This is a genomic window from Mycobacterium sp. TH-M106, from assembly GCF_057473765.1.
In genome coordinates, this window is record NZ_JBYCLE010000102.1 from 1 (window position 1) to 11,922 (window position 11,922).

13 protein-coding genes are annotated in these 11,922 nt (G+C 65.5%); 7 read left to right on the forward strand and 6 right to left on the reverse strand.

Annotated elements, in window-relative coordinates:
- The coding region (locus AC2VOP_RS03380) for a cytochrome P450 family protein (protein ID WP_486959659.1) at positions 1–674 on the reverse strand (674 nt) is incomplete at its 3' end.
- 150 nt (positions 675–824) lie between these two features.
- Here AC2VOP_RS03380 and AC2VOP_RS03385 point away from each other — a divergent pair.
- The 4 genes from AC2VOP_RS03385 to AC2VOP_RS03400 are packed head-to-tail and all read left to right on the forward strand — an operon-like array spanning position 825 to position 3,844.
- Positions 825–1,184: a Rieske (2Fe-2S) protein gene (locus AC2VOP_RS03385; protein ID WP_486959660.1), complete on the forward strand. Its 360-nt coding sequence runs from the start codon at positions 825–827 to the stop codon at positions 1,182–1,184.
- On the forward strand, positions 1,181–2,257 hold the full coding sequence (locus AC2VOP_RS03390; RefSeq protein WP_486959661.1) for an amidohydrolase family protein: 1,077 nt from the start codon (positions 1,181–1,183) through the stop codon (positions 2,255–2,257). Before AC2VOP_RS03385 ends, AC2VOP_RS03390 begins: the two co-directional genes overlap by 4 nt.
- Positions 2,254–3,417, forward strand: a complete 1,164-nt coding sequence (locus AC2VOP_RS03395; RefSeq protein WP_486959662.1) for an amidohydrolase family protein — start codon at positions 2,254–2,256, stop codon at positions 3,415–3,417. Before AC2VOP_RS03390 ends, AC2VOP_RS03395 begins: the two co-directional genes overlap by 4 nt.
- The gene (locus tag AC2VOP_RS03400; RefSeq protein ID WP_486959663.1) at positions 3,401–3,844 is read left to right on the forward strand and encodes a Cif family virulence factor; all 444 of its coding nucleotides are present in this window, start codon (positions 3,401–3,403) and stop codon (positions 3,842–3,844) included. The genes AC2VOP_RS03395 and AC2VOP_RS03400 overlap by 17 nt, the downstream gene beginning before the upstream one ends.
- Before the next feature lie 17 nt (positions 3,845–3,861).
- Here the strand turns inward: AC2VOP_RS03400 and AC2VOP_RS03405 are convergent, their stop codons facing one another.
- Both AC2VOP_RS03405 and AC2VOP_RS03410 read right to left on the reverse strand, forming a co-directional pair.
- Positions 3,862–4,395, reverse strand: coding sequence for a hypothetical protein (locus AC2VOP_RS03405; RefSeq protein WP_486959664.1), 534 nt, complete (start codon positions 4,393–4,395; stop codon positions 3,862–3,864).
- Positions 4,392–5,099 carry a hypothetical protein gene (locus AC2VOP_RS03410; protein ID WP_486959665.1) on the reverse strand — a complete coding sequence of 236 codons (708 nt, stop codon included), beginning with the start codon at positions 5,097–5,099 and terminating at the stop codon, positions 4,392–4,394. The genes AC2VOP_RS03405 and AC2VOP_RS03410 overlap by 4 nt, the downstream gene beginning before the upstream one ends.
- 111 nt (positions 5,100–5,210) lie before the next feature.
- Here AC2VOP_RS03410 and AC2VOP_RS03415 point away from each other — a divergent pair, with 111 nt between their 5' ends.
- Positions 5,211–6,353 carry an acyl-CoA dehydrogenase family protein gene (locus AC2VOP_RS03415; RefSeq protein WP_486959666.1) on the forward strand — a complete coding sequence of 381 codons (1,143 nt, stop codon included), beginning with the start codon at positions 5,211–5,213 and terminating at the stop codon, positions 6,351–6,353.
- A complete protein-coding gene (locus tag AC2VOP_RS03420) occupies positions 6,350–7,597 on the forward strand; it encodes an acyl-CoA dehydrogenase family protein (RefSeq protein WP_486959667.1) in 1,248 nt (415 codons plus the stop codon). Before AC2VOP_RS03415 ends, AC2VOP_RS03420 begins: the two co-directional genes overlap by 4 nt.
- Positions 7,598–7,601: 4 nt before the next feature.
- Here AC2VOP_RS03420 and AC2VOP_RS03425 read toward each other — a convergent pair whose 3' ends face one another.
- On the reverse strand, positions 7,602–8,822 hold the full coding sequence (locus AC2VOP_RS03425; RefSeq protein ID WP_486959668.1) for a CaiB/BaiF CoA transferase family protein: 1,221 nt from the start codon (positions 8,820–8,822) through the stop codon (positions 7,602–7,604).
- Between the two features lie 115 nt (positions 8,823–8,937).
- On the opposite strand from AC2VOP_RS03425, the gene AC2VOP_RS03430 reads away from it, so the two are divergent.
- Positions 8,938–9,801 carry a mycofactocin-coupled SDR family oxidoreductase gene (locus AC2VOP_RS03430; protein WP_486959669.1) on the forward strand — a complete coding sequence of 288 codons (864 nt, stop codon included), beginning with the start codon at positions 8,938–8,940 and terminating at the stop codon, positions 9,799–9,801.
- A 90-nt stretch (positions 9,802–9,891) separates the two neighbouring features.
- On the opposite strand, the gene AC2VOP_RS03435 is transcribed toward AC2VOP_RS03430, so the two are convergent.
- Both AC2VOP_RS03435 and AC2VOP_RS03440 read right to left on the reverse strand, forming a co-directional pair.
- Positions 9,892–11,085: an amidohydrolase family protein gene (locus AC2VOP_RS03435; protein ID WP_486959670.1), complete on the reverse strand. Its 1,194-nt coding sequence runs from the start codon at positions 11,083–11,085 to the stop codon at positions 9,892–9,894.
- A gap of 87 nt (positions 11,086–11,172) precedes the next feature.
- Positions 11,173–11,922: PaaI family thioesterase (locus tag AC2VOP_RS03440; RefSeq protein ID WP_486959671.1), on the reverse strand; the 750-nt coding region annotated here is incomplete at its 5' end.

Genomic DNA, 11,922 nt, shown 5'->3' on the forward strand with positions numbered 1-11,922 from the left:
CCGTCGATCTCAGCGCTGACCAGGTCACCGATGATGTCGTTGGTCATTGTGCGGCGGCGCTGTTCGACCTGGTTGAGGAAGTAGGCTTGCAACGCGACCGACGCTCTGAGCCCCGCTTCGATGTCGGCGGCGATCGAGATCAGGTCGAGCGACAGTCGCCGGAACATGTCCAGGTCTTCCATCGGCAGCCCGAGCAGTATGGCGGTGATCCGGGTCGGAAATTCGAACGTCACCTTCCTGACCAGGTCCGCGGCGCCGTCGTTTTTGAACTCGTCAACCAGCTGTTCGCAGACCGGCCGGATGACGGTCGGTTCCCAGTGCCGCAGCGCAGCGCCACGGAACGCTTTAGCCACCAGGTTGCGGTGCTTGTGATGCTCCTTGCCGCTCATCGCCAGGATGGTGTGGCCGATCACCAGCCCGATCGTCTTGTCGTAGTTTTCCGTGCTGAACGCCCCGTCGTCGTTGCGGAACGCCTGGAACACATCGTCGTAGCGGAACAGGGTCCATTCGTCGTCGGCCATCAGTTCGGGAGGAGCCTGCTCGTGGTGTTGCATCACGCTGCCGCGCCAGACCGGCTCGGTGCGCCTCATCTGATTGAAGAACGGGTAGGGGCTGGTCACGCCGGTGTGGTCCAGCGTGATGGATTGGCCGTGCGGATCGGTGCTGATTGTCACCGGCGTGCCTCTCTCTGCAGCAGACTTGTCTGCGGGGGGAACATCGCTATTATAGTATAAATAGCAATTAAGCCCAAGGGTAGTTGTCGCGTCAACCCCGGAGCGGGATCATCGAACTAGGCGTCGGTACGGGAGGCGGTGATCAAGGCGATGCCGATACGTCAGTTCGTCTGCACGCTCGATGAGTTGCCGCCTGGCGCGATGAAACTGGTGGAGGCGGGAAAGTTCGGCGTCGGCGTCTACAACGTGCACGGTTCGGTGCACGCGATCGTCAATTACTGCTCCCATCAGGGGGCGCCGCTGTGCCTGGGTACCGTCGACGGCACCACCGAATACGACCCGGCTGAGCCGGACGGCGTGCGCCTGGTCCGTGATGGCCAGGTCGTGCGATGCCCGTGGCACCAATGGGAATTCGACATCACCACCGGTCAGAACGTCGCCGACCCGCAACGGCGTGTCCGCACCTACGAAGTCGATGTCACCGACGGAGAGGTCTACCTGACAGCATGAGCGACGCAGCCCCGCACAACCTGGTTATCGACACCGGCGTCCAACCGAATTTCCGCTACAACGCCGAGATTCGGCATTATCTGCCACCTGCACACAAAATGCGGGCCATCCCGGATGTGGAGCAGCAGTGGTACCAGGCGCCCGGCGGCGACTACCGCCAAGACCTCTACGGCGAGCACTACCCCGGATCGGACCCCGAGACCGTCAGCCGGCACTTGTTCGACGACTGGGGTGTGCACTACGCGATCTTGAACCCGTTGACCCGCGGCAACATCGCCGACTACCTACTCAACAGCCGGATCTGCGCCGCGGTCAACGACTGGCTGTTGGACCGCTGGCTGACGCCCGACACCGCCGGCCGGTTCCGCGGCACCATCCGGGTCAACCCGGAGGACCCGAAGGGTGCGGTTGCCGAGATCGAGCGACTGGCCGGCCACCCGAAGATGGTCCAGATCGGGGTGCCGATGCAGTCGCGTGAACCGTACGGCAAGCCGGTGTTCGAGCCGATCTGGGAGGCCGCGGCAGCACATGGGCTTCCGGTGGCGGTGCACATCAACGGCGGCAACGGGGTCGACTATCCGCCCACCTTCGCCGGGCACGCACACACCTATCCCGGGTACGCGGCGTTCATGCCGCTGAACTACTTCGTGCACCTCGCCACGCTGATCGTCGAGGGCGTCTTCGGTCGGCACCCTGAACTAAAGTTTGTCTTCGCCGACGGCGGCTACGACATCCTCACCCCGCTGATGTGGCGGTTGGACACCTTCTGGTTGTCGATGCGCGACCAGACTCCGTGGGTGGACCGCTACCCCAGTGAGTACCTGCCGGGCCACGTTCGGTTCTGCTCGACGTCGTTCGACGGACCGACCGACACCGCCCAGACCGCCCACTGGATGGACTTCTCGGCCAAGTCGGAGCTGGTGATGTACGCCTCGAGTTACCCGCACTGGTCGACATCGCCGCCGGACGTGATGGCCGCCGGCCTGGACACCTCGCAACGTGACAGGTTCCTCTGGCAGAACGCCAGTGACCTGTACGGACTCACGAAACCGATTGAAAGCAGTGTGCCATGACCACCATCGAACGGACCCAGTCGCCGATACCCGCCGACGAGATCGAGGTCACTATCGTCGACACCGACGTACACCCGATGGCCGCTTCGCTGGATGTGCTGAAGTCCTACGCGCCGCCGGAGTGGGTGGACAAAATCTGGCCCACCGGCAACGCGGTGACCCCGGTTCCGCATTTCTACGACACCCCCAACTCCTATAAGACGTTCTCGCTTCGAGGCGACGCCCGCCCGCCCGGTGGCGGATTCCCGGGCACCGACCCGGATTTCGCGGCCAAGCAACTGCTGCTCGACGCCGGAGTCAGTATCGCCCTGCTGGAACCGTTGTGTGACGCACAGCTGCCGCAGGCCGAGCACGTGCTGAAGGCGACCTACAACGACTTGCTCGCTGACGTGTGGCTGGACAAGCACAACGGGCACGGCCGCTGGCGCGGGACCGTCAGCGTCAGTGCCCAGGTGCCGGAGCAGGCGGCCCGCGAAATCGAGCGGTGGGCGGGCCATCCGTACATGGCGGAGGTTCTGATGACACCGCAGACCCGCGGAATCCCGTTCGGCAACCCGCACTTCGACCCGCTGTATGCGGCCGCGGCCCGCAACGGCCTTCCGGTGGCCACCCACCTGATGGGCCAGACACCCTATGAGCTGATTCCGCTGTATCCGGTCGGCAACCCCGCACACTGGCATGATTTCTTCGCGTCGTGGCCGCTGCTGTATGTGTCGCACCTGATGAGCCTGGTGTTCGACGGTGCATTCGACCGCCATCCCGACCTGCGGGTGGTGTTCGTGGAAGGTGGCTTCACCTGGGTGATCCCGGTCATGTGGCGGATGGACCGGATCTGGGAGGCCCGCCGTGGCGACCTGCCGCACGTGCGACGCCGTCCGTCGGAGTACGTGCGCGACCACGTCCGGTTCACCACCCAGCCGCTCGAGGAGACCACCGTCGCGGTGTACCGCGACTACCTGGAGATGATGGACATGGGTGACAACCTGATGTTCTCCACCGACTATCCGCACTGGAGCTACGACGCGCCGACGTACGCGATCAACCGGTTCCCGCGCGACCAACGCGATCGGATCATGCGCGGCAACGCGATGGCGCTGTACGGGCTGCCGTCGACGGTCAAGGCGCTGCCCGAGGAACGATCGGATGTCGGCGTCGCCTGACCGCGTAGGCGATCCCACGGCCGCAATCACCACTTTGGTGCGCGAGTACGACCGAAAGTGGTCCGCACTGGACATCGCCGGGCTGGCCGACCTTTGGGAGTTGGCAACCCCGCAGCCGGTGTACCTTGCCGACGAATACCCGTCGCCGTTGATCGGCTTCGACGACTTCGACCGGCACTGGATTCGGGTCGGTGGGCGCTTGCGAAAGGCGTCGGTGTCCTCGGAGTTGCGGTATTGCGACGTGCTCGATGACGGTTTCGCCCGCGCTGTCGTGTTGAGCCGCTGGCGCCTGAGCGGCCATGAATCCGATGTGGTGCATCACGGAGCCAGCTGGATCACCTGGCTGTTGGTGCCTCACGGCGACCGGTACCGGATCTGTCATCACATGGAGTCGCAGGTCTACCTGCCGGAGGACGACGGCGCTTAGTGGCGGCCGTTAGCTGGTTAGACCGGGTCGAATTTGGCGATCAGCCAACTGCGGTCGACTTTCGACAGCGACACCTGCACACTGCGGGCGGCTAGCGCGGGATCGGGCTGCTGTTTGCTGGTGGTGGTCTGGTTGACGAAGACGAGCACCACGGCGGAATCGGGCTGCAGGTCGGCCACCGCGATCCCGACCACCTCGGCGGTGGTCTTCAGCGACTTCTCTTTGGACGCCGGGGCGACCACCTGCCGGGCGAAATCTTCGAAATTCGATAGGAATTCGCCGGTGAGGTGCGACTTGGCGCTGGCCAGGTCTTCGTCGACGGTCTCCGGTGTATAGGAGAGCAGCGCGACGGTTCCTTGGCGTGCCGCATCGACCACCACGGCTGCAGCGCCGGAGTCAACACGTTCGTCGGGGCGGTACCAGGAGAAGTACAGCCACGCTGTCAAGGCGGCGGAGACCAGCAGCAGCAGAACCAGCACGGCAGGAACAAGTTTCACCGCCTTGGCCGGCAGCCGCCGCTGCCTGATTCCGAGTCTGCCCGCAACGGTCATGGCACATACACCAGTTTGGACATCTTGATCTGATCGCCGTCTCTGGAGACGGTGACCCGGAGCCGCCACTGCCTCGGCTCCTCCTTGGCCCCTGCGGAATTGGTGACATACGAAGTCGCCGCCACCAGAACCACCGCGTGGTCTCGGCCCATCGATTCGACTGCCGCAGAGTTCACCGTTCCGTTGCTGACCACATGGCCCTGCCTGGTCACCGCGATGAAGTCGGCTACTTGCTTTTCGAAATCGTCCTTGAATTCCCCGGTGGAGCTGTCAAGCAGGCGGTGAATGTCGTCCTCAACGTGCTCGAAGTTCAGCGTCATGATGTTGACCACGCCCTGCTTGGCGGCGGCGGTGAATGCGGCGACACGCTGGTGGTGCACTATTGCGCCATGATGCTGCCAGGCGATGTAACCGCTGGCTCCTAGCAGCCCACAGATCACCGCGACCGCAGCAGCGCCCGCCGCGACCGACCACCGCCCGCTCCGTGGTATCTCGGCATCGGTTGTCAGGGTTTCGGCATCGGCGTCGGTATCGGCGTCGACATCGCCGTCTTTCGCGTCGGTTTCGGTTTCGGAAGCCGACTGCGCTCGTTGCCGCAGCCGAGCTACCTGTGCCCGGGCACGTGCCGCTTCGGCCCGGGTCTTGGCTTCGGCGGCTTCGGCTTCGGCTTCGGTGACTTCAGCTTCGGCGCTGTCGTCAGCCATCGCGGACCCAGCTGGTCAACATCACTATCGATCGGACTCCGGTCTGTATTACGGTATTGCTCAATTGTTAGCATCCGAGCAGCAGAACTCCAACCAGGACCGATCAACGTCATGCCTGCCACAGGGATTGAGAACTCCGCCGAAAAGACACTCTTCGCATCAACCGCCCAGGCATTTCTGCACAAAGAGATGCCGCTGAGTCGGGTGCGTGAGCTGCACGCGGCCGGGGTTTCCTTCGACCCGGATTGGTGGCAGCGTGCTGCCGAGTTGGGTTGGGCGGCCCTGCTGGTTCCCGAAGAGCTGGGCGGCGGCAGCATCACCGACAGCGGTGTCGAAGATCTGGCCATGCTCGCCGAGCAGATCGGTGCGACGGTGGCGCCCGGTCCGCTGAATCCGGTCAGCACCGTGCTCGCCGGGCTGGTCGACTGCGCCGACCGCCAAACCCACGCTGAGGTCATCGGATCGCTGATCTCCGGTGAAACGGTGGCGTCCTGGGCGGTCTACGAACCGGGCCGCGGCTGGGCGCCGCTGCAGCCTGCCCTGACCGCTACCGCAACCGATTCCGGTTACCGCTTAGCCGGTGTCAAGGACCGGGTCGAGGCGGGCGGGCAAAGCGGGCTGCTGCTGGTGGTGGCGCGCTGCGACAACGGCATCCGCCAGTTTCTGGTCCCGGCAGACACCCCGGGCGTGCGGATCGAACCCCAGTCATCGGTCGATTTGGTCAAGCAGTACGCACGAGTGCATTTCGACGATGTGGCCGTCGAACAGGCCGCCGCGGTGGGCACCACCAAAGAGACGGCGGCGCTGGTCGACCGGCAGAGCCAGATCGCACAAGTGTTGCAGTGCGCCGAGGTGGTCGGGATTCTGCAGACGGTGTTCGACTTCACCGTCGGCTGGGCGTTGGACCGGCACACCTTCGGCCGGCCGCTGGCGTCCTACCAAGCGCTCAAGCATCGCTTCGCCGACATGAAGATGTGGGTGGAGGCCTGCCGAGCGACCACCGCCGCGGCGGTCACCGACATCGCCGCCCGTGCACCGTGGGCCGCGCGCTCCGCGAGCGTCGCCAAGTCCTACGTCGGGGAGATGGCCACCCAGGTCGTGCAGGGCTGCGTGCAGATGCACGGTGGCATCGGTGTCACCTGGGAACACGACCTGCACCTGTACCTGCGCCGGGTGACGTTGTACCGGTCCATGTTCGGCACCCCGGAGGAACACAACCTGCGGGTGTATGCCGCGGAGGAGGCGTCGCGGTGACCGGAGCAACGGAAAGCACCGAATCGATCGAGCAGTTCGCCGCCCGGGCCAGGGCATGGCTGGCCGACAATATGCCACACATCGACCCGGCGTCACCGCCGGTTGCCGACCGCGACGATGAACACGCCTGGCAGCGGGCACGCGAGCTGCAAAAACGGCTCTACGAAGGCGGATTCGCCGGCATCTGCTTCCCCCGCGAATACGGCGGGCTCGGGCTGAGCTACGAATACCAGCAGGCGTTCAACTCCGAAAGCCTCGGTTATGAGATGCCGTTGATCCTCAACACGCCCACCTTCACCATCTGCGCCGCGACGCTGCTCGACACCGGCAGCGAAGAACAGAAACGACAGCACATCGGCGCTGCGCTGCGCGGCGACGAGGTGTTGGTGCAGCTGTTGTCCGAGCCCAACGGTGGATCGGATCTCGCAGGAGTGATCACCCGGGCTGACCGGCAGCATGACCGTTGGGTGCTCAACGGGGCAAAGACATGGAGCACCAGTGCATTTGCCGCCGACTACGGGTTGTGCTTGGCGCGCACCAACTGGGAGGTGCCCAAGCACGAGGGACTGACCATGTTCTTGGTGCCGATCACGCATCCGGGGATCACGCTGCGCCGCATCACCCAGCTCAACGGCTCGACCGAGTTCTGCGAGGAATTCCTCGACGGGGTCGACGTCGGCGACGACGCCGTCGTCGGCGAGGTGAACAACGGCTGGGCGGTGGCGTCGCGGCAGCTGTATCACGAACGCCGTGCGGTCGGACAGGGGTCGGAATTCGCTAGTGGCATGGGCAGCGAGGGCGGCGACTTCCACGCGGTGGACTATGTGGCCCTGGCCGAAAAAACCGGGCAGGCGAGCAGCGAGCGGGTCCGGGAGATGGCCGGGCGGGTGCTGGTGCATCGCGCCGTGGGTGAGCAGCTGATCCGCCATGTTTACCGCAGCGTCCTCGACGGCACTCTGCCGCCGGCTGGCGGAACGCTGATCAGGCTCTTCCACGCCGACACCGTGACACTCGACATGGACACCGCGCTGGCGATCGCGGGCACCGCCGGGGTCGTCGGGGAACGCGGCGAGGGGCTGGAGAACGGCCTGCGCTATCTGTCGCGGCAGGCGATCTGCATCGGCGGCGGCACCACCGAAATGGCCCGCAACGTCATCGGTGAGCGGGTGCTGAACTTTCCGCGCGAGTACGCCGCAGACCGCGGCGTGCCGTTCAGCCAGGTGCGGCGCGGCCAGCAGCGCTGAGGCGTCAAAGGACCGCTCCGCTGTCCTTGGCTTTGATGATGTCGTCCCAGTCCAGGCCGAGCTCCAGCAGGATCTCCTCGGTGTGCTGGCCGTGTTCGGGCGCTCGTGCAGGTGGCGGCGGCGTCTCGTTGAATTGCACAGGCGCAGCTACCATTTGGTAGTCGTTTCCGCTGTCGTCGACATTGGCGATGAGATAGCCGTTGGGTTCGTTCTGCGGATCGTGCAGCACCTCGCGGGGCGTCGCCAGCGTGGCCCACACACCCGGCTCGTCGGCCAGCACCGTGCGCCAGTGCTCGAGATCGTATTCGGCGAATCTGGCCGCGATGAGGGCGGTCGCCTCGGCAGCGTTGGCCGAAAGGTTCGATGACGGCACAAAGCGTTCGTCGGTGGCCAGTTCGGGAACGCCGAGGCGCTCGCAGAAGCCGCCCCAAAATCGGTCGGGTTGTAAAAAGACCAGCTGTATCCACCGGCCGTCCTTGGTCTTGTAGCGGTTGACCAGTGGATTGATCGCTAATCCGGGTGGTGCGCCGGGGATTCCGTCCATGTCGAAGAGATCGGCGACCGAGATCGACGGCGCGATGCTCCACATCGCTTGGGCCAGCAGTGACGAGTCCACCACCGCTGTCTCGCCGGTGCGTTCCCGGTGGAACAGCGCCGCGCAGACCCCGCCGGCTAGGGTCACCCCGGCCTGCAGGTCGCCGAACGCCGGGCCCTGCACCGCCGGGTACTCGGTTCCGTAGGGCGTCAGCGTGTAGGCCACCCCGCCGCGAGCCAGGTAGGTGGCTGCGTCGAATCCACCCCGGTTGCGGTCGGGTCCACGCATCCCCAGGCCGGTTCCGCGAGCGATGATGATATTCGGGTTGTGTTGCCGGATGTCCTCGACCGTCAACCGTGCCCGCTGCAGCGCGTCTGGCCGCCAATTGGTAAGCAGCACATCGGCGTCGGCCAACAGCTTACCGAAAAGCTCTCGCCCGGTGTCGCTTTTGAGGTCCAGCGCGATGCTGCGCTTGCCGCGGTTGCCCAGCTCGAGCATGAAGTCGACGTCCGCGCGTGCGGCCTGACGGGTGAACCCGCCCACCACCAGCGCCCGGCCCGGGTCGCCGGCGCCGACGCTCTCCACCTTGATGACATCGGCGCCCCAGTCCGCCAGCGCGACGCCCGCGGACGGAACGTAGGTCCACGAGGCCAGCTCGACGACTCGAACGCCATTGAGTACGCCTGACATTGACCGCCTTTCGTCGACGGTGGCTTATGCTCCGATCGTGCTTGACGCTGTGATGCTACTTTACTATTTTTATCATGTTAGGTCTTGAAGCGGCGGGCCGGATCGAGGAGTTCCGATGGGTAGAGTCGCGGGCAAGGTAGCCCTGATCAGCGGCGCGGCGCGCGGGCAGGGACGTTCGCATGCACGCGTGCTCGCCGCCGAGGGCGCCGACATCATCGCGGTCGACCTGTGCGAGGACATCGCGACCAACGACTACCCGCTGGCTCGACCGGAGGATCTCGACGAGACGGCGCGGTTGGTCGAAAAGGAGGGGCGCAGCGCGTTCACCGCGGTCGCTGACGTCCGGGATCGGGCGGCTCTGTCGAAAGCCATCGACGAGGGGGTGGCTCAGTTCGGGCACCTCGACGTGGTGGTGGCCAACGCCGGGATCGCGCCGCTGACCGCCGGCGGGCCGACGCAGGCCTTCGCCGACGCCATCGACGTCGACCTGATCGGGGTGTTGAACCTGGTGCATGCCAGCCTCAAGCACCTGCAGGCCGGTGCGTCGATCATCATGACCGGTTCGCTGGCAGCATTTTTGGCGTCGATGAACACCTCAGGTATCGACGCCGGGCCAGGGGGTGCGGGCTACGGCTTCGCCAAGCAGGTGGTGGCGCACTACGCCAACGACCTGGCGCTGCAGTTGGCGCCCGGCAACATCCGCGTGAACGCCATCCACCCGACGAACTGCAACACCGACATGCTGCACAGCCCGCCGATGTACCGGGCGTTCCGGCCGGACCTGCCGAGCCCGACGCGCGAAGACGCCGAACTGGCGTTCCCCGCCCTGCAGGTGATGCCGATCCCCTACATCGAACCCGAGGACGTCAGCGAGGTGGTGCTGTTCCTGGCGTCAGATGCCTCGCGGTATGTGACCGGTCAGCAGATCCGCATCGACGCCGGCGGATTCCTGCGCGCCAAGCCCTGGTCGGGTCCGTAACGTTTAATCGCGGGCAGACGCGAAAGCCCCCATTTCGGTGCCGAAAATGGGGGCTTTCGCGTCTGTTGGCGCAGCTACGCACCTACGCAGTTACGCGCTGACGGGTTGAGAGACCCCCATCACCTCGATCATGTTGCCGCCCATGATCTTCTCGACGTCGGCCTGGTCGAAATCGGTGAGCTCGTCGAGGAAGCTCAGCGGGTCGGCAAGGCCCTCCGGGTGCGGCCAGTCGGATCCGAACACCACCCGGTCAGACCCCACCATGTTGACGATCTCGGTGAACCGGTCCTCCCAGAACGGGCTGATGTACACGCAGCGTTTGAACGCCTCGACCGGGTGCTCGCTGAAGGCGCTGGGCATCTTCTTGTAGACCCCCTTGAGGCCCTTGAACAGGTCGGGCACCCAGTCGGCGCCGTTCTCGATCGAGAGCACCCGCAGGTCGGGGTTGCGAGAGAACGCACCATGGCAGACCAGCGCTCCCATTGCGTCGTAGATCGGGCGGTGGCCCATCGCCAGCATCCGAAATGCGGTGGGACGGAACGGCAGGAACTCGTCACCGGGCTCCCACACGTTGCACAGTTCGGAGTATCCGCTGTCCGAGGCGTGCATCGTCACTGGGATGCCAGCCTTGACGCACGCCTGCCAGAACGGGTCGAACTCCTCGAAGCCGAACGAGCGGCTGCCGCGGAAGCCGGGCACCGGACCGGGGCGCACCAGCACCGTCCGTGCGCCGCGCTGCAGGCACCAGTCGAGTTCCTCGAGTGCCCGATCGACGATGGGCAGTGTGACCACCGGGGTGGCGAAGATTCGGTCCTTGTAGTTGAACGACCAGGTTTCGTGCATCCACTGGTTGAGCGCGTGGATGACGTCGTGAATCAGCTCCGGGTCGTCCTTCATCCGCTCTTCGACCAGGCTGGCCAGCGTCGGGATCATCAGGGCGTAGTCCAGTCCCAGCTCGTCCATGACCTCCAGCCTGGGTCCGGGCTCGCGGAAGGCGGGGATGGCTTTCATCGGTTCGCCCATCATCTCCCGGTAGCTTTTGCCGCCGCTGCCGTGCCGGAAGTACTCCTCCTGGGCGCCGGGGCGGGCAACGACGTCGAATGTCGGGTTGGGGATGTAGTTGCTGATCTGGCCCCGGACGACGATCTTGGTGCGGCCGCGCACCTGGACGTAGTCGATCACGTTCTTGCGGTTGTCGGGCAGGAACTTGGTCAGCGCCTCCTGCGGTTCGTAGAGGTGGTTGTCGGCGTCGAACACCGGGAAGGAAAGTTTACGAGACGGCATGATGACCTCCTGGGCAACAGTCTGAGACTAGGCGGTAATCACATTACCACCTGTCGCGGCACCGGTAAATGCGGGAATCCGGACTGCTCATTCCGGGCTGTGGCTGCCGCGGCGGACGACGGCGAAATTCACGCTGGCCGTCGCGGCCAGCTCGTCGTCGCTGCGGACGATGTCCACCTGCACGACGACCGACTGCCGGCCGGCCCGCAGCACCCGCGGCAGCGCTCGGGCACAACCGGCGGTGATCGGGCGCAGGTACCGAACGGCGAGGTCGGCGGTGGTCAGCCCGCTGCCCGGGGGAATGTGCTCCAGCGCCAGCTTTCCCCCTGCGACATCGGCGAGCGTGGCGATCAGGCCGCCCTGCAGCGCGCCGGAGCTGTTGACCACCTGCGGGTTTACCGGCAGCGTCATGGCGAACTGGCCGTCGCGCGAGGCCGTTCCGCGCAGCCCAAGTTGGGCGAAGAGTTGGGCCAGCGACGACGTCGACGCCTGACGTTTCGGGTCTGCGCCGAGCGCCCGGATGCAGAAGTCGAACAGCTGGCCGGTGTCGATCGGGGATCCGGTCAGCTCCGCACCCAGCCAGTGCAGCCGCAGCGCGCCCAACACCGTCTGCATCACGATCGCTGCTGCGGTACCCACGTCCAGGCCGGGGCGGAACACACCCTCGGTGATGCCGCGGTCGACCAGGTCGCACAGCAGCTGGTGCAGCGGAGACAGCACCCGGGCGTACTCGCGGGGGCGGGTCTCGGCCAGGTGCTGGTTGTACAGGCTCAGCGCCCGGTTCAGGCTGTCCTGGGTGCTCGACTCCGGCTGGGCGCTGACGCGGTCGATCACCAG

Coding starts and splice junctions, on each gene's coding strand:
- AC2VOP_RS03395 (WP_486959662.1), top strand. CDS start 2,254: ATGACCACCATCGAACGGACCCAGTCGCCGATACCCGCCGACGAGATC.
- AC2VOP_RS03435 (WP_486959670.1), bottom strand. CDS start 11,085: ATGCCGTCTCGTAAACTTTCCTTCCCGGTGTTCGACGCCGACAACCAC.
- AC2VOP_RS03390 (WP_486959661.1), top strand. CDS start 1,181: ATGAGCGACGCAGCCCCGCACAACCTGGTTATCGACACCGGCGTCCAA.
- AC2VOP_RS03385 (WP_486959660.1), top strand. CDS start 825: ATGCCGATACGTCAGTTCGTCTGCACGCTCGATGAGTTGCCGCCTGGC.
- AC2VOP_RS03400 (WP_486959663.1), top strand. CDS start 3,401: ATGTCGGCGTCGCCTGACCGCGTAGGCGATCCCACGGCCGCAATCACC.
- AC2VOP_RS03405 (WP_486959664.1), bottom strand. CDS start 4,395: ATGACCGTTGCGGGCAGACTCGGAATCAGGCAGCGGCGGCTGCCGGCC.
- AC2VOP_RS03425 (WP_486959668.1), bottom strand. CDS start 8,822: ATGTCAGGCGTACTCAATGGCGTTCGAGTCGTCGAGCTGGCCTCGTGG.
- AC2VOP_RS03415 (WP_486959666.1), top strand. CDS start 5,211: ATGCCTGCCACAGGGATTGAGAACTCCGCCGAAAAGACACTCTTCGCA.
- AC2VOP_RS03410 (WP_486959665.1), bottom strand. CDS start 5,099: ATGGCTGACGACAGCGCCGAAGCTGAAGTCACCGAAGCCGAAGCCGAA.
- AC2VOP_RS03430 (WP_486959669.1), top strand. CDS start 8,938: ATGGGTAGAGTCGCGGGCAAGGTAGCCCTGATCAGCGGCGCGGCGCGC.